This is a genomic window from Pseudomonas farsensis (genome assembly GCF_014268805.2).
GTDB classification, from domain to species: domain Bacteria; phylum Pseudomonadota; class Gammaproteobacteria; order Pseudomonadales; family Pseudomonadaceae; genus Aquipseudomonas; species Aquipseudomonas farsensis.
This window is the reverse complement of record NZ_JABWRF020000003.1, coordinates 685,735-702,132: the sequence shown is the minus strand read 5'-3', so window position 1 is coordinate 702,132 and position 16,398 is coordinate 685,735. Positions and strand designations below refer to the sequence as shown.

Annotated in this window: 12 protein-coding genes; 6 read left to right on the top strand and 6 right to left on the bottom strand. The window is 62.2% G+C overall.

Features of this window, described 5'->3' with window-relative positions; translation table 11 throughout:
* Positions 1-418 precede the first annotated feature (418 nt).
* The gene (gene acs, locus HU719_RS19400; protein WP_186523176.1) at positions 419-2,380 is read right to left on the bottom strand and encodes an acetate--CoA ligase; all 1,962 of its coding nucleotides are present in this window, start codon (positions 2,378-2,380) and stop codon (positions 419-421) included.
* Positions 2,381-2,788: 408 nt separating this feature from the next.
* Here acs and HU719_RS19395 point away from each other — a divergent pair, with 408 nt between their 5' ends.
* Positions 2,789-3,043, top strand: coding sequence for a DUF2790 domain-containing protein (locus tag HU719_RS19395; RefSeq protein ID WP_186537059.1), 255 nt, complete (start codon positions 2,789-2,791; stop codon positions 3,041-3,043).
* 75 nt (positions 3,044-3,118) lie between these two features.
* Here HU719_RS19395 and HU719_RS19390 read toward each other — a convergent pair whose 3' ends face one another.
* Positions 3,119-4,678, bottom strand: a complete 1,560-nt coding sequence (locus tag HU719_RS19390; RefSeq protein WP_186537058.1) for a sigma-54-dependent transcriptional regulator — start codon at positions 4,676-4,678, stop codon at positions 3,119-3,121.
* 254 nt (positions 4,679-4,932) lie between these two features.
* On the opposite strand from HU719_RS19390, the gene phhA reads away from it, so the two are divergent.
* The 4 genes from phhA (at position 4,933) to HU719_RS19375 (ending at position 7,957) form a co-directional block, all read left to right on the top strand.
* Entirely contained in the window at positions 4,933-5,721 is a 789-nt protein-coding gene (gene phhA / locus HU719_RS19385; RefSeq protein WP_186537057.1) for a phenylalanine 4-monooxygenase, read from the top strand.
* 39 nt (positions 5,722-5,760) lie between these two features.
* Positions 5,761-6,117 carry a 4a-hydroxytetrahydrobiopterin dehydratase gene (locus HU719_RS19380; RefSeq protein WP_186523181.1) on the top strand — a complete coding sequence of 119 codons (357 nt, stop codon included), beginning with the start codon at positions 5,761-5,763 and terminating at the stop codon, positions 6,115-6,117.
* A gap of 388 nt (positions 6,118-6,505) precedes the next feature.
* Positions 6,506-6,634: a hypothetical protein gene (locus HU719_RS23695; protein ID WP_264081755.1), complete on the top strand. Its 129-nt coding sequence runs from the start codon at positions 6,506-6,508 to the stop codon at positions 6,632-6,634.
* Between the two features lie 120 nt (positions 6,635-6,754).
* Positions 6,755-7,957 carry an MFS transporter gene (locus tag HU719_RS19375; protein ID WP_186522515.1) on the top strand — a complete coding sequence of 401 codons (1,203 nt, stop codon included), beginning with the start codon at positions 6,755-6,757 and terminating at the stop codon, positions 7,955-7,957.
* A gap of 74 nt (positions 7,958-8,031) precedes the next feature.
* Here HU719_RS19375 and ydiJ read toward each other — a convergent pair whose 3' ends face one another.
* Positions 8,032-11,049: a D-2-hydroxyglutarate dehydrogenase YdiJ gene (ydiJ, locus tag HU719_RS19370; RefSeq protein WP_186537243.1), complete on the bottom strand. Its 3,018-nt coding sequence runs from the start codon at positions 11,047-11,049 to the stop codon at positions 8,032-8,034.
* Between the two features lie 153 nt (positions 11,050-11,202).
* Between ydiJ and HU719_RS19365 the strand changes: the two genes are divergently transcribed.
* Positions 11,203-12,084, top strand: a complete 882-nt coding sequence (locus HU719_RS19365) for a LysR substrate-binding domain-containing protein (protein ID WP_186537242.1) — start codon at positions 11,203-11,205, stop codon at positions 12,082-12,084.
* Positions 12,085-12,268: 184 nt separating this feature from the next.
* Here HU719_RS19365 and HU719_RS19360 read toward each other — a convergent pair whose 3' ends face one another.
* From HU719_RS19360 to scpB, 3 genes are all read right to left on the bottom strand, one after another.
* Positions 12,269-13,678, bottom strand: a complete 1,410-nt coding sequence (locus tag HU719_RS19360; protein ID WP_186522512.1) for an amino acid permease — start codon at positions 13,676-13,678, stop codon at positions 12,269-12,271.
* A gap of 619 nt (positions 13,679-14,297) precedes the next feature.
* Positions 14,298-15,365, bottom strand: a complete 1,068-nt coding sequence (rluB, locus tag HU719_RS19355; protein ID WP_186522511.1) for a 23S rRNA pseudouridine(2605) synthase RluB — start codon at positions 15,363-15,365, stop codon at positions 14,298-14,300.
* A gap of 262 nt (positions 15,366-15,627) precedes the next feature.
* Positions 15,628-16,389 carry an SMC-Scp complex subunit ScpB gene (scpB, locus tag HU719_RS19350; RefSeq protein ID WP_186537241.1) on the bottom strand — a complete coding sequence of 254 codons (762 nt, stop codon included), beginning with the start codon at positions 16,387-16,389 and terminating at the stop codon, positions 15,628-15,630.
* Between the last annotated feature and the right edge of the window lie 9 nt (positions 16,390-16,398).

Genomic DNA, 16,398 nt, shown 5'->3' with positions numbered 1-16,398 from the left:
CGCGCAGGTTTCGACCAAGGTCGCAGACCACGAGCGAGTGAGTGGCATTCTAGCGACAGCCCGGAAGTCGATATTTCTTCAAAGCGACAACTAGTTATAGAAGCGCCTGAAACTGCGGCGGGCGATGTTGACAGCTCTTGCAAATTATGCAAGCGCAAAAAGAAAATAACCTTTATCCAAAGCAATAAGCGCGCCCATTATTGGCAAAGCCTTGTATTCCGGCAAGTGTAGCGTGGCACCTAAGGTAAATCAGGCAGCAAAATGCACCTTGGCAGGGCGTGGCTGTTCCCTCACGCCCCACTCTGTTGCGAAAAACCCGCTAGCGGCGGTTACCGATGTATGTCGGGGTAACAGTGTCCCAGTAAAGCAAAAACCCCGCCGGTTGCCCGACGGGGTTTGTTTCAAGGCTTGACTCGGCTTACGCCGTGGCCAGGTTCATCGCCTTGTGGGTGTCGATCAGGTGCTGCACCACGCCTGGGTCGGCCAAGGTGGAGATGTCGCCCAGCGAATCGTACTCGGCCGTGGCGATCTTGCGCAGGATACGGCGCATGATCTTGCCCGAACGGGTCTTGGGCAACCCGGGCGCCCACTGGATAACATCCGGCGAGGCGATCGGGCCGATTTCCTTGCGCACCCAGTTTTTAAGCTCCAGGCGCAGCTGCTCGCTCGATTCCACCCCGGCATTGAGGGTGACGTAGACATAGATGCCCTGCCCTTTGAGGTCATGCGGCACACCCACCACCGCAGCTTCGGCAACCTTCGGATGGGCAACCATGGCGCTTTCGATTTCGGCGGTACCCATGCGGTGGCCGGAAACGTTGAGTACGTCGTCCACCCGGCCAGTGATCCAGTAGTAGCCATCTTCGTCGCGACGGGCACCGTCACCGGTGAAGTACATGCCGCGGAAGGTCTTGAAGTAGGTGTCGACGAAGCGGTCGTGGTCGCCGTACAGCGAACGCGACTGGCCTGGCCAGGAATCGAGGATCACCAGGTTGCCCTCGGCGGCGCCGTCGATCAGGTTGCCCAGGTTGTCCACCAGCGCCGGCACCACGCCGAAGAACGGACGGGTAGCCGAGCCCGGCTTGAGCGCGGTGGCGCCCGGCAGCGGGCTGATCAGTACGCCGCCGGTTTCGGTCTGCCACCAGGTATCGACGATCGGGCAGCGCTCTTTGCCGACCGTCTTGTAGTACCAGTTCCAGGCTTCCGGGTTGATCGGCTCACCCACCGAGCCCAGCAGGCGCAGGCTGGAGCCATCGGCACCGGCAACCGCCGCCTCGCCCTCGGCCATCATCGCGCGGATGGCAGTTGGCGCGGTGTAGAGGATGTTGACCTTGTGCTTGTCGATGATCTTCGACACGCGGGTGATATCCGGGTAGTTCGGCACACCTTCGAACAGCACGGTGGTGGCGCCATTGGCCAGCGGCCCGTAGACGATGTAGCTGTGGCCAGTCACCCAACCAACGTCTGCGGTGCACCAATAGACCTCGCCTGGGCGGTAGTCGAACACGCGCTCGTGGGTCAGGGCGGCGTACAGCAGGTAACCGCCAGTGGTGTGCAGCACGCCCTTGGGCTTGCCGGTGGAGCCGGAGGTATAAAGGATGAACAGCGCTTCTTCGGCACCCATCTCTTTGGGGGCACAGTGGCTGGAGGCGACCTTCATGAGGTCTTCGTACCAGATGTCACGGTGCTGGTGCCAGGCGATCTCGCCACCGGTGCGCTTGCACACGATGATCTTCTGCACGCTGCTGGTTTCAGGGTTGGTCAGCGCCAGGTCGACGTTACCCTTGAGCGGCGTACGGCGCCCGCCACGCACGCCTTCGTCGGCAGTGATGACGACCTTGGACTTGCAGTCGATGATGCGACCGGCCAGCGCCTCAGGCGAGAAGCCGCCGAACACGACCGAGTGGATGGCGCCGATACGGGCACAGGCCAGCATGGCCACCACGGCTTCCGGGATCATCGGCATGTAGATGGTGACGACGTCGCCACGGTGCACGTCCTGACCACGCAGGGCGTTGGCGAACTTGCACACTTGCTCGTGCAGTTCGCGGTAGGTGATGTTGCGGTGCTCGGAAGGGTCGTCGCCTTCCCAGATGATTGCCAACTGGTCGCCGCGCTCTTCGAGGTGGCGGTCAAGGCAGTTGGAGGAAACGTTCAGAGTGCCGTCGGCGAACCACTTGATGTCGACATGGTGGTCGTCGAACGAGGTCTGCTTGACCTTGGTGAACGGCTTGATCCAGTCCAGACGCTGGGCCTGCTCGCGCCAGAAGCCGTCCGGGTTGATCACCGATTGCTGGTACATGGCCTTGTAGGTGGCCTCGTCGGTCAGGGTAGTGGCCGCAACTTCGGGACGAACGGGATACAGTGGAGCCGCACTCATCTGTGTTACCTCGGTGTAATAGTTGTTTTTGTATGGGACCGTTTGTAACTGTACCAGAGCGGTATACACCATTCGACGTTGGTCTTAACACGACGAACCGGCCGCCCCTGCAGCGGCCACGACCGCTCTAGAACGTGGCACGCAGCCAGCACCTCGAATACCGGGCCGAATGCGCCAGGCGATTGTTACGGATTCTGCCAACAGTCTTTATCAAAACCCGCTCTGTTTCGGCGGCAGGCAGCGCCCTAGAATTCACCTCGCCAGCAACGGCAACGCGATTAACTTCAGGTAACAGCCCCCACGAAGGCACCCGTTAATCTGCGTATATCCTGATCGATAAAACATGTTGTATTCGCGGCGCCACAAGCGCTGCGAGCCCCCTCACGACCTTAGGCAGGTAACTTTAAAATGAAAGCTTTACTGGTATTGGTACTGGGTAGTTTTTGCGGCGCGGCAATGGCGGGCGAAGCAAAAGATGCCGAGCACATTCCGGTTGAACACTACACGTACTCTCAGCACCTGGACATCGCCCGTGTTATCTCAATGAGCGAAGTACCCAATGTCTGTGAAGTTGTACCCGCCCGTATGACCTATGAAGATTCCAAGGGCCAGCGGCACGTCCTCGAATACCGCGTAATGGGCAATGGCTGCTCCAACGGCTAAGCCTTGCATGGGGCCCCTTTGGGGCCCTTCGCCGTTAAATGACCAGCGCCCGCCACAGGATAACTTCAAGGCTGTTCAATCTGACGACTTGCTCAGCGCGTGATCACGCAACTTGTTGGCAATGGTCGTATGTGAAACCCCCAGTCTTTTACCCAGCGCACGGCTACTTGGAAACTCGCCCAGCAAACGTTCAAGTACCGCTTTTTCGAAGCGCCCGACAATATCCGAAAGATCCCCCTCCAGCGAGAACTCACCCAACGGCTGACGCGCACCATATTCAGGTAAACGAATATGTTCGCTTTTAACAATGCCGCCCTCACACAATGAGACCGCCTGAAACAATACGTTCTCCAATTGCCGAACATTCCCCGGCCATTGATAGTGCGAAAGTTTGTCGAACGCCGCTGGCGCCAGGCGCGGCAGCGGGCAGCCGATTTGCCGGCTGGCCTGATCGAGGAAATGCTCGACCAACCCTTGCAGGCCATCCATGCACTCGCGCAGCGGCGGGATATGCAGCGACAGTACGTTGAGCCGGTGGTACAGGTCCTGGCGAAACTCACCGCGTGCGCACAATTCGGACAAATCGACCTGGGTCGCGCAGATGACTCGCACATCCAGGTAAACCTCTTCGTCGCTGCCTACCCGGCGAAAGCACCCGTCCTGCAAAAAGCGCAGCAGCTTCGCCTGCAGCCGCGGACTCATCTCCCCTACCCCATCCAGGAACAATGTGCCGCCAGCGGTAAGCTCGAGCAAACCCAGCTTGCCCTCGGCCCGCGCCCCTTCGAACGCCCCTGGGCCATACCCGAACAGCTCGGTCTCGGCCATGGACTCCGGCAGCCCGGCGCAGTTAAGCGCCATCAGCGGTGCCTGGCCGCGCGGGCTGGCCAAGTGGCAGGCGCGCGCCAGCAGTTCCTTGCCGGTGCCGGTTTCGCCTTCGATCAGCAGCGGCGCATCCAAAGGCGCCATGCGCCGCGCCTCGCGCACCACAGCGGCCATTACCCGCGAACTCTGGAAAATGCTGTCGAAGCCGCGCAGCTCTTGCTTGCGCACGTTGTAGATGCGCTCGCCGATGCGGTCGGCGCGGTGCAGCGTCAGCACCGCGCCCGCCAGGGCCTCGCTGTCATCGTGCTCGGACTGCAACGGGGCGATATCAGCCAGAAACACATCGCCCTTTACCTTGACCCGCAGGCCATTGATGCGCGACTGGTTGGCGCGCACCAGCTCCGGCAAGTCGAAGTCCTCGACGTAACGGGCCAGCGGCAAACCCGGCACCTCATCCACCCGTACCCCGAGCAACTGCGCCGCGCCACGATTGCCAGCCACGATGCTGCCCGCCATGTCCACGGACAATACCGGGAAGTCCAGTGCCCCCAGCAGCGCATTGAGCTCCATGTGGCGCCGCTCGCTGGGCATCAAGCCGACTCGCTTGACCCCGAACACCCCGGCAATCGACTCGAATTTGGGCCGTAACGCCTGGAACTGCAGGTTGATCAGGTTCGGGCAGTGCAGGTAGATAGCATTGCCATGGTCGCCGCCCACCTCGCCGCGCAGCACGTTGATGCCGTACTCCACCAACAGGTTGAGGATGTCGCGAAGGATGCCAATGCGGTTCTGGCAGTGCACTTTGATACGCATGAAAGCTCTCGAAGCGCAGGGGTTTTTAACCGCCGCGCATAAAAGTTGTAAAGATAAGCTGACAAAAATGGCCGTACGGCCCACGTGATGCCCCGAATCTTCCGACACTTGCCCGAAATTGTAAAATTATCGTTACAAAAAGAAGCCTATTCGAGTTTTCTCACCGCCTGAGAGCTCTTTCCAACCCTCCCCTGTCGAGCTATTCCTGTTGCAAGTCTGCACATAACAAGAAAAGCCCTCACCAGGAGAGCCACATGAAACAGACGCACTACGTGGCCCGCGAGCCCGATGCGCAAGGTTTTATCGACTACCCAGACACCGAGCATCAGGTCTGGAACACGCTGATCACTCGCCAACTGAAAGTGATCGAGGGTCGGGCGTGCCAGGAATACCTCGACGGCATCGAGCAGCTCAAGCTGCCCCATGAGCGCATCCCGCAACTGGGCGAAGTGAACAAGGTGCTCGGCGCTACCACCGGCTGGCAAGTTGCGCGCGTGCCGGCGCTGATCCCGTTCCAGACCTTCTTCGAACTGCTGGCCAGCAAACGCTTCCCGGTGGCGACGTTCATCCGCACCCCGCAGGAGCTGGACTACCTGCAAGAGCCGGATATCTTCCATGAGATCTTCGGCCATTGCCCGCTGCTGACCAACCCTTGGTTTGCCGAATTCACCCACACGTACGGCAAGCTGGGCCTTGCGGCCAGCAAAGAGCAGCGGGTGTACCTGGCGCGGCTGTACTGGATGACCATCGAGTTCGGCCTGATGGAAACCGCCCAAGGCCGCAAGATCTATGGCGGCGGCATTCTTTCCTCGCCAAAAGAGACCGTCTACAGCCTTTCCAGCGAACCTGAGCACCAGGCATTCGACCCGATCGAGGCCATGCGCACGCCTTATCGCATCGACATCCTGCAACCGGTCTATTTTGTTCTGCCCAGCATGAAACGGCTGTTCGACCTGGCCCATGAGGACATCATGGGGATGGTCCAACAGGCTATGCAGCTGGGGCTGCACGCCCCCAAGTTTCCACCGAAAGTTGCGGCCTGAGCCGCCCTGTCGATTACAACTCAAAATCGGAAAACAGCCATGAATGCCTTGACTAAAGAACACTGCGAAGCCTGCCAAGCCGACGCACCGAAGGTCAGTGATGACGAACTTGCAACGCTGATCCGCGACATCCCGGACTGGAACATTGAAACCCGCGACGGGCACATGGAGCTTGAGCGGGTGTTCCTGTTCAAGAACTTCAAGCATGCGCTGGCCTTTACCAATGCAGTGGGCGAAATCGCCGAAGCCGAAGGGCATCACCCTGGGCTGCTGACTGAATGGGGCAAAGTCACCGTGACCTGGTGGAGCCACTCGATCAAAGGCCTGCACCGCAACGACTTCATCATGTGCGCTCGCACCGATGAAGTGGCCAAGACCGCAGAAGGTCGCAAGTAACAACGCGTCAGCGGCATCGCAGGCACCACGACTGCCTGCGGAGCCGGTGCCATCCATCGCGGGGCAAGCCCGCTCGCCACAAAGGAGCTCGCCGCAAGGAGGTATGTCTGCCGGGAACAGGTTTGTACAAAACCATAGAATCTCCCACGCTGCCCAGCTCTCTTCGCGGCAGCGCAGCCCGGAAGGACTGGGTGATTTTCTACACAAGAGACCGCGTGAAGTTGACCGGTACTTAAGCCTGCAACGCCCTCTGACAACCCCACCCAGCCGACAAGCGCAACGCAAAAACCTCAAACTGTCATCCAGACTGCGGTATCCTGCCCCCGTTTCACCCACCCTTCGATGCGCCAAGCGCTGCCTTTTCACTCACACTTGCGAGGACGACGAGATGCATGAAATCCCGAATCTGCCCTTCCCAAGCCTGAACCCCGAAGAGCAACCCGTTGCCGCCCACTGCGAACCGACGCCAGCCGTCGACCAGGCCAGCGACGATCAATCCAGCGCCGATCAGGAATAACCACGCGCCCCCGGCAGTGTGAAAACGGCTGGCCTGCGAGCCACTCCACGCCAACGCGTTTTCACACCGCCACATGCCTCCCGGCCCTGCCAACACGCGCCAACGCTTTCGGAACCACCCATGCCGCAACAGTCTCCCTCATCACTGGCGATCACCGCGCAGGTGGTGTCCATCGTGCTTTTCACCTTCATCGGCTACCTCAACATCGGCATTCCACTCGCGGTGCTGCCCGGCTATGTGCACAACCAGCTAGGCTTCAGCGCCGTGATCGCAGGGCTGGTGATCAGCGTGCAGTACCTGGCCACCTTGCTCAGCCGCCCCACCGCCAGCCGTATCATCGATAACCTCGGCAGCAAGAAGGCCGTCATGTGGGGCCTGGCCGGTTGCGGCCTGAGCGGCGTATTCATGCTCGCCTGCTACGTTCTGACACCATGGCCATGGCTGAGCCTGATGTGCCTGCTGGTCGGCAGGCTGGTGCTGGGCAGCGCTGAAAGCCTGGTGGGTTCGGGCTCGATCAGCTGGGCCATCGGCCGCGTGGGCGCCGATAATACCGCCAAGGTGATTTCGTGGAATGGCATCGCCAGCTACGGCGCACTGGCCGTCGGCGCGCCGCTGGGCGTGTGGATGGTCGGCAAGCTAGGCCTGTGGAGCATGGGCGTGAGCATCATCCTGCTCGGCGTGATCGGCCTGCTGATCGCCTGGCCCAAGCGTGCTGCACCGGTGGTGAGTGGGGTCCGCCTGCCGTTCATGCAGGTGCTGGGCAAGGTGTTCGCCCACGGCTCGGGGCTGGCGTTGGGCGCCATCGGCTTTGGCACCATCGCGACCTTCATTACCTTGTATTACGCCAGCCGCAGCTGGCCCGATGCAGCGCTGACGCTGAGCCTGTTCGGCGCAAGCTTCATCTGCGCGCGGCTGTTGTTCGGCAACATGATCAACCGTCTGGGCGGTTTCCGCGTGGCGATTGTCTGCCTCTCGGTCGAAACCGTCGGGCTGCTGATGTTGTGGCTGGCGCCCGATGCGCACACGGCCCTGGCCGGCGCTGCGCTGAGCGGCTTCGGGTTCTCGCTGGTGTTCCCGGCGCTTGGGGTTGAGGCGGTGAATCAGGTGTCAGCAGCCAACCGCGGCGCGGCGGTGGGGGCGTATTCGCTGTTTATCGACCTGTCGCTGGGGATCACCGGGCCACTGGTAGGCGCGGTGGCGGCAGGGTTCGGCTTTGCTTCGATGTTCCTGTTCGCCGCCGGGGCGGCGGCTTGCGGGCTGATGTTGAGTGTGTACCTGTACCGACAGAAAGCCTCGCGGGGCAAGCCCGCTCCCACGCGCTGAAGGCGCAAGCCACGCTGGATGGTGATGCCCAGCGCGGTCGTGGGAGCGGGCTTGCCCCGCGAAGGGCCGCCCGGTCAGCGCTGGGCGTACTGCAGCACCACTTCCAGCGGGTGGCGCAATTGCTTGTCGGTCATGCGCTTGACCTGGCTGCGGCACGAATAACCGGTCGCCAGCGCTTCGCCCTGCTTGTCCAGCTTGGTCGCCCAGGACTGCTCGAAGATAGTCTTCGAACTCTGCTGGTTACGCGCCTCATGCCCGTAGGTGCCGGACATTCCGCAGCAACCGGTTGCCTCGGTCACAAGCTTCAGCCCAAGGCGTGCGAACACCTGCTCCCACTGCCGGGTACTGGCCGGCACGTTGGTTTTCTCCGTGCAGTGCGCCATCAGGCGGAACGTGCCGCTGGCCGCCGCTGCCTGTTCAGGCAGCACGCTCATCAGCCATTCCTGCGGCAATTGCACTTGCGGGCAATCGACGCCTTCGACCTTCTGGTATTCCTGGCGATACACCAGCGTCATTGCCGGGTCCAGGCCCACCAAGGGCACGCCGCAGTCGGCCAGGGCCTTGAGCTGGCTGGCGTTGCGGATGGCAGCTTTGGCGAAAGCACCGAGAAAACCCTGCACATGCAGCGGCTTGCCATTGGCACTGTAGGGCGCCAGAAACACTTTATGCCCCAGGCGGTGCGCAAGCTCGATGAACGCCGCCAGCAGCGGCGTCTCGAAGTAACGGGTAAACGCGTCCTGCACCAGCACGATGCTGCGCTCGCGCTGGGCCGGGGTGAGCTCACGCAGGGCCGGCACACTGGCCACTTGCACACGGCAGCGGCTCAAGGTTGCCTGGAAATTGAAACGGCTGATCAGCGGGCTGTCGACCATGCCGACCTGCTCGGCCAGCAGTTTGCTTACCCACTTCGAGCCCATCACCGCGTTGTACAGCCCCGGCGCATGGGCCAGGTACGGGATGGTGAATTCCAAAGAGCCGATCAGGTAGTCACGCAGCGGGCGCTGGTAGCGGCCGTGGTACAGCTCCAGAAAACGCGAGCGGAAGTCCGGCACATTGACTTTGATCGGGCACTGCCCCGCGCAGGATTTGCACGCCAGGCAGCCGGCCATGGCGTCATACACCTCGTGGGAAAAGTCCGCCTGGCCCTGGCTGCGCTCGCGGTTGTTGCGCAGCCGCGCCGGCAGCCCCTTGAGCCAGGACACCTTGCTGCGCGCGGCAGCCAGCACATCGACGTTGGCTTCACCTTGCAGGCGCAGCCATTCGCGCATCAGCGATGCACGGCCCTTGGGCGAGTGCTGGCGCTCACGGGTGGCCTTCCACGACGGGCACATGGCATCGTTGGGGTCGTAGTTGTAGCAGGCACCGTTGCCGTTGCAATGCACTGCGCTGGGGAAGTCCTGCCACACCCGCTCGCTGATGGTACGGTCCAGGTCGCCGCGCAGGGTCACGCCATCGACCTTGGTCAGGCCCTCGGCGCTGCCTGGTGGAGTGCAGATTTTACCGGGGTTGAGCTGGTTGTATGGGTCGAACGCGCCTTTGAGGCGCTGCAACGCCGGATACAGCTCGCCGAAGTATTCCGGCACATATTCAGAGCGCAGGCCTTTGCCGTGCTCGCCCCACAGCAAGCCACCATAGCTTTTGGTCAGCGCCGCCACGGCGTCGGAAATGGGCTTCACCAGCGCGGCCTGCGCCGGGTCTTTCATATCCAGCGCCGGGCGTACGTGCAGCACGCCAGCATCGACATGGCCGAACATGCCATACGCCAGGCCATAGCCATCGAGCAGCGCACGAAAATCGGCAATGTAATCAGCCAGGCGCTCTGGCGGCACGGCGGTGTCTTCGACGAACGGCTGCGGGCGCACTTCGCCCTCGACGTTGCCCAGCAGCCCTACCGAGCGCTTGCGCATGACATAGACCCGGGTCACCGCTTCAGCGCCTTCGGCCAGGGTATGCCCCAGGCGCTCGACACTGGTGTCGGCCTGCAGGTGATCGACGAACGCCTGCACGCGGGCATTGACCTCGGCCGGCTCGTCACCGCAGAACTCCACCAGGTTGATACCCAGGGTCGGGCGCTCGGGGTCGGCGGGGAAATACTCGGCAACGCTGTGCCAGACGATATCTTTCATCGCCAGCATCAGCACCTTGGAATCGACGGTTTCGATCGACAGCGGCTTGTGCGCCATCAACGCATTGGCATCGCGCAGGGCATCCATGAAGCTTGTGTAGCGCACGTTGACCAGCACCGCATACTTGGGGATCGGCAGCACATTGAGCTTGGCCTCGACCACGTAGCCCAGCGAACCCTCGGCACCGCACAACACGCTATTGAGGTTGAAGCGGCCCTGCTCGTCGCGCAGGTGCGCCAGGTCGTAGCCGGTCAGGCAGCGGTTGAGCTTGGGGAAGGTGCTTTCGATCAGCTCGCCCTGGGTTTGCTGGATATCCCGCGCCATGCGGTACACCTCACCCACCCGGCCGGGCGCGGCGCAGGCCTGCTCAAGCTCGGCGTCCGCCAGCGGCAGGCTGTGCAAATGCTCGCCCCCCAGCAGCACGCTGTGCAGTTCGAGCACGTGGTCGCGGGTCTTGCCGTAGGTGCAGCTGCCTTGGCCGCTGGCATCGGTGTTGATCATGCCGCCGACAGTGGCGCGGTTGGAGGTGGACAGCTCAGGGGCAAAAAACAGCCCGTGGGGCTTGAGCGCAGCGTTGAGCTGGTCTTTGACGGTACCGGCCTGCACCCGTACCCAGCGCTCCTCGACGTTGATTTCGAGAATCTGGTTCATGTGCCGCGACAGGTCGACAACGATGCCGTCGGTAAGCGACTGGCCGTTGGTGCCGGTGCCACCGCCGCGTGGGGTCAGGCGAATGTCGCGAAAACGCGGCTCGGCCATCAGTGTGGCTACGCGCGTGACGTCATCGACATCCAGCGGGAACACCGCTGCCTGCGGCAGGCGCTGGTAGATCGAGTTATCAGTGGCCAGCACCGTGCGGGTGGCGTAGTCGGCACTGATCTGGCCACGGAAGCCACTGGCTTGCAGGGCTTGGAGGAATTCTGGGTAGTTGGCGGCAGGTGCACGGGTGGCGAGCTGGGCGATCATCGGGGGATGGCCTCTTGGTATAGGGCGAATTCACGGTGTTGAATGCACAGCCGGCATGATTGCAGGCTGTACAGATGACGAATGTGCCAATGTTCCTGTAGTTTTGCGCCAGGGGCAAACGGATATTCCTGCCGCTATCAATGAGCTTTATGAATGAATTACCGCCACCTGACGCCGTCGATGTCGTTGCTGCTGGCCTTCGAGGCAGCGGCGCGGCACGAAAGCTACACCCGCGCCGCCGCGGAGCTGTCGCTGACCCAAAGCGCGGTCAGCCGGCAGGTGCAGGCGCTGGAGCAGCAATTGGGGCTGACCTTGTTCCGCCGCGAGGGCCGCCAAGTGCAATTGACCGACGTCGGCCGCCTGTACCAGCGCGAACTCAGCGAAGCGCTGGGGCGCATCCGCAGCGCGACATTACAGGCATTGGCCTACCAGTCCGGGGTTGGCACCCTGCGCCTGGCCACGTTGCCGACCTTCGGCTCGAAATGGCTGCTGCCGCGCTTGCATGACTTTTACCGTGCTCACCCCGGCATGCTGGTACACATTCATTCCCGCATCGAAGCGATCAACTTCGAAGCCTGCGAGATCGACGCGGCCATTGGCGTTGCCAGCCACGACCTGCCGGGGCTGATCTGCCATCGTTTGCACGCCGAGGAACTGGTGGTGATTCTGCCACCGCAGGGCGCGGCCGAGGGCCCGTGGGGGCCTTTGCAAGTCAGCGGGCAGGTGCTGCTGAATGTCGCCAACAACCCCCATGCATGGGGCGAGTGGTTTTCCCATCACGGCTTGGCGCATCGTTCGATGCGCCTGGGGCCAAGCTTCGAGCTGACCTCGCACTTGATCCAGGCGGTCCGCGCCGGCATCGGCATCGGCCTGGTGCCGCGGGTTCTGGTGCAGGAGGAACTGGCCAACGGCGAGCTGCACAGCGCCGGCGAGCCCTTTGCCAGCCAGCGCAGCTACTACCTGATCTACCCGCCGCGCAACGAAGCACTGCCATCATTGCGGGCGTTTCGCAGCTGGTTGCTGGAGCAGATCTGAAGCCTGTGCTGGCCCCATCGCAGGCTGTCGCCAGCTCCCACAGGAATCCGGGTCAGGCCTCGATAGGGTAGCTGTGCGCGGTCTTTGTGGGAGCTGGCGACAGCCTGCGATGAGGCCCGAACAGGCAACAAAAAGCCCGATGCCAGTTATCCGGCATCGGGCTTGGGTCTATCTGCTCAGGCGTTTACTTGGCCACGCTGCCAACTGCCTGGACACCGCGCTTGCCCTTGAGCAGGTAGGCGACAAACATCACACCCAGCCACACCGGCATCGCATACACCGACACCTGAATACCCGGGATCTGCAGCATGATGCCCAGAATCAGCACCACGAATGCCAGCACGACATAGTTGCCGTAGGGGTACCACAGCGCCTTGAACAGCGGCTTCTGGCCGGTACGGTCAAGGTGCTGGCGGAATTTCAGGTGCGAGAAACTGATCATCGCCCAGTTGATCACCAGCGTCGCAACCACCAGCGACATCAGCAGCTCCAGCGCATTCTGCGGCATCAGGTAGTTGAGCAGCACGGCAATCAGGGTCACCGCTGCCGAAACCAGAATCGAACGCACCGGCACGCCGCGCTTGTCGACCTTGGCCAGGGCCGCCGGGGCATCGCCTTGTTCGGCCATGCCCAGCAGCATGCGCGCATTGCAGTAGGTGCCGCTGTTGTACACCGACAGCGCTGCGGTCAGTACCACGAAGTTCAGCAGGTTGGCCGCCGTGTCACTGCCCAGCATCGAGAACACCTGCACGAACGGGCTGCTGCCGTAGCTGCCACCGGACGCGTCGATGCTGGCCACCAGGCTGTCCCATGGGGTCAGCGACAGCAGCACCACCAAGGCGCCGACATAGAAGATCAGGATGCGGTAGATGACCTGGTTGATCGCCTTGGGGATCACGGTTTTCGGCTTGTCGGCCTCGGCCGCGGTGAAGCCGAGCATTTCCAGGCCGCCGAAGGAGAACATGATGAACGCCAACGCCATCACCAGCCCGCTGACCCCATGCGGGAAGAACCCGCCGTGGCTCCACAGGTTGGTAATCGAGGCGTCCGGGCCGCCGCTGCCGCTGGTCAGTAGCCACGCCCCCAGGGCGATCATGCCGACAATGGCGGCAACCTTGATAATGGCGAACCAGAACTCGGCCTCACCAAAGAACTTCACGTTCATCAGGTTGATGGCGTTGATCAGCACGAAGAACCCTGCAGCCGTCACCCAGGTCGGTATCTCTGGCCACCAGTAATGCACGTACTTGCCCACCGCCGACAGCTCGGACATACCCACCAGGATGTACAGCACCCAGCAGTTCCAGCCCGACAGGAAGCCTGCAAAGCCGCCCCAGTACTTGTGCGCAAAGTGGGCGAAGGAGCCGGCGACCGGCTCCTCGACGATCATCTCGCCAAGCTGGCGCATGATCATGAAGGCGATGAAGCCGCAGATGGCATAGCCCAGGATCATCGACGGGCCTGCGGATTTCATCACGCCGGCCGAGCCCAGGAACAATCCGGTGCCGATTGCGCCACCTAAGGCGATCAGCTGGATATGGCGGTTCTTCAAGCCACGCTTGAGTTCGCCTGACTGTGCGTTGTGTTCACTCATGAACGTAGTCACCTGCTTGTTTTTATCTGTGACGGAATCGGACCCACCGCGCTCGTGGCGCAGCGGAATGGGCAAGGTGGTTACCTTGGTTCTTGGACAGGCAGGACGCAGTGGGCGAAAGGCCCAGGCAGGTCAACCGGGTGTCAGCAAGAGTGCGCGGTACGCAAGGGGGTCACAGGTAAAACGCGGCGCATTGTATACCCCTGCAAACGCGCAGGCGTCAACGCGTTGCGTCGGTTCCGGCGGAAAAAACGCAGCGTTCCAATGGGTATGGCCTGAAAAGGCGAAGTGATCGGCGTACATGGCGCCTCCATTTGTTGTTTTGTTCGCAGGGCTCTGCGGCCCGGCGTTGCACACGGCAATGGGGCTATAACACCGTGGTAGAGGGGTTTGGGCAAGGGGGTGCGGGGCAAGGAGGCAGGTATTGCGAGGGGGTGCGCGGCAAGCTTTCTTTACAACTGTAGGAAAATTCGTGTTTTGGCCGAAAAGCCGGAGCAGCTCGTACAAATTTCTTTACGCGCCGGTGCAAAAACTTGCCACGCAGCGTAAAAAATCTTTCTGATCAAAAGCTTGGGGCCGCTAAAAGCGGCCCCAGAACTTAGGTCACAACCGGCGCTGATCAGCCACGCGGCTTGCCGCGACCACGGCCAGCCGGCTTGTCGCCGTCCGGGCGCGCCGGGCGCTTGCGCATGTCGCTTGGGCGCTCGGCCACAGCGCTGCCACGGTTGCCCTTGCGCGCTGCTGCGTCTTCACGCGGTGCACGCGGGGCGCGCTCGGCAGGCGCATCGCCCTGGGTCGGGCGCAGGGTGCGCACGCGCTCGCCACGGCCCAGTGGGCGGGACGACTTGCGCTGCAGGCGCTCGAGCTTGTCCTTGGCCTTGAGGTTCAAGGTCGGCAGCGCCACCGGCTGCAGGCCAACTTCAGCGGCAAGGATGTCGATTTCGCCCTGGCTCATTTCGCGCCAGCGGCCCATCGGCAGGTCGGAGTTGAGGAACACCGGGCCGAAACGCACCCGCTTCAGGCGGCTGACCACCACGCCCTGGGATTCCCACAGGCGGCGCACTTCACGGTTGCGGCCTTCCATCACCACGCAGTGGTACCAGTGGTTGAAACCTTCGCCACCAGGTGCTTTCTGGATGTCGGTGAACTTGGCCGGGCCGTCTTCGAGCACAACGCCAGCCTTGAGGCGGTCGAGCATCTCGTCGTCGACTTCACCACGCACACGCACCGCGTATTCGCGGTCCATCTCGTAGGAGGGGTGCATCAGGCGGTTGGCCAGCTCACCGTCGGTGGTGAACAGCAGCAGCCCGGTGGTGTTGATGTCGAGGCGGCCGATGTTGATCCAGCGGCCTTCTTTCGGGCGCGGCAGGCGGTCGAACACGGTCGGGCGGCCTTCCGGGTCGTCACGGGTGCAGATTTCGCCATCGGGCTTGTTGTACATGATGACGCGGCGGGTCGCCTCGGCGGCCTCGACACGCTTGATCAGCTTGCCATCAACGGTGATGGCGTCGTGCAGGTCGACGCGCACGCCGAGGGTCGCGGCGACGCCATTGACCTTGATACGGCCTTGGCTGATCCATGCCTCGACATCACGACGCGAGCCGACGCCGATGCGTGCGAGCACCTTTTGCAGCTTTTCGCCGGATGGAGGGGTAGGTTGTTGGTCCTGCAGGTCTTTGTCACTCATCTGGGCACCTCCCGGTGTAGTAGTGAAAGCGGGCGCGCATCATACGTTGTTCAGGGCGCGAACGCACTGGAGGGTAGAAGGTTTTCACCGATTGGCCGTGATTTTCTGCTCAATGGTGTGTGCCAGTACTTGGGTGCAGCCTGTTGCGGCCTCATCGCAGGCTATCGCCAGCTCCCACAGTAACCGCGTACATCGGTGTCTGGCTCGATTACTGTGGGAGCTGGCGATAGCCTGCGATGAGGCCAGTCCAGGCACCCCACCTCTAAAGCTTGTGATCAACCTCAGGCGCCCGCTGCTCTTCACGCAAATCATCGAAGTCGGTCTTCAGCCCTTCTTCCATGGCATCGAGTTCCACCAGCAACGAACGGAAGCTGGTTTCGTCCTTAGGCGGCTCATCGCCTTCCTGCTCACCCAGGCTGGCATCGGCCAGGGCCTGCAGGTGCGCAGGCACCGGTGCCTCATCCGGGTCGTCAGGCTCGGCGAGAGGCTCAAGCTCGCGCAACTCGGCCAGCGCCGGCAGCTCATCCAGGCTCTTGAGGTTGAAGTGATCGAGAAATGCCCGGGTGGTGGCGAACATGGCCGGGCGGCCCGGCACTTCGCGGTAGCCGACGATGCGAATCCACTCACGCTCAAGCAGCGTCTTGGTGATGTTGCTGTTCACCGCAACGCCGCGCACGTCTTCGATCTCACCGCGGGTGATCGGCTGGCGATAGGCAATCAGCGCCAAGGTTTCGAGCAGCGCACGCGAATAACGCTGCGGGCGCTCCTCCCACAGCCGGCCGACCCACGGCGCATAGGTTTCGCGGATCTGCAGGCGGTAGCCGGTGGCCACCTCCTTGAGCTCGAAGGCGCGGCCGTTGCACGACTTGCCCAACACCTCCAGCGCCTTTTTGAACACGGCAGGCGCCGGGCGCTCGGCCTCATCCAACAGCTCGTACAGTCGCTCCAAGGATTGCGGCTTGCCCGAGGCCAGCAGAAAGGCCTCGATCAGGGATGCGAGTTCGCGGGGTTCGTTCAGGTTCATCGGTCGTCG

What these genes read in the sequence shown, in the direction of transcription:
- acs (WP_186523176.1), bottom strand. Translation starts at nt 2,380, where the DNA reads ATGAGTGCGGCTCCACTGTATCCCGTTCGTCCCGAAGTTGCGGCCACT.
- HU719_RS19395 (WP_186537059.1), top strand. Translation starts at nt 2,789, where the DNA reads ATGAAAGCTTTACTGGTATTGGTACTGGGTAGTTTTTGCGGCGCGGCA.
- HU719_RS19390 (WP_186537058.1), bottom strand. Translation starts at nt 4,678, where the DNA reads ATGCGTATCAAAGTGCACTGCCAGAACCGCATTGGCATCCTTCGCGAC.
- phhA (WP_186537057.1), top strand. Translation starts at nt 4,933, where the DNA reads ATGAAACAGACGCACTACGTGGCCCGCGAGCCCGATGCGCAAGGTTTT.
- HU719_RS19380 (WP_186523181.1), top strand. Translation starts at nt 5,761, where the DNA reads ATGAATGCCTTGACTAAAGAACACTGCGAAGCCTGCCAAGCCGACGCA.
- HU719_RS23695 (WP_264081755.1), top strand. Translation starts at nt 6,506, where the DNA reads ATGCATGAAATCCCGAATCTGCCCTTCCCAAGCCTGAACCCCGAAGAG.
- HU719_RS19375 (WP_186522515.1), top strand. Translation starts at nt 6,755, where the DNA reads ATGCCGCAACAGTCTCCCTCATCACTGGCGATCACCGCGCAGGTGGTG.
- ydiJ (WP_186537243.1), bottom strand. Translation starts at nt 11,049, where the DNA reads ATGATCGCCCAGCTCGCCACCCGTGCACCTGCCGCCAACTACCCAGAA.
- HU719_RS19365 (WP_186537242.1), top strand. Translation starts at nt 11,203, where the DNA reads ATGAATTACCGCCACCTGACGCCGTCGATGTCGTTGCTGCTGGCCTTC.
- HU719_RS19360 (WP_186522512.1), bottom strand. Translation starts at nt 13,678, where the DNA reads ATGAGTGAACACAACGCACAGTCAGGCGAACTCAAGCGTGGCTTGAAG.
- rluB (WP_186522511.1), bottom strand. Translation starts at nt 15,365, where the DNA reads ATGAGTGACAAAGACCTGCAGGACCAACAACCTACCCCTCCATCCGGC.
- scpB (WP_186537241.1), bottom strand. Translation starts at nt 16,389, where the DNA reads ATGAACCTGAACGAACCCCGCGAACTCGCATCCCTGATCGAGGCCTTT.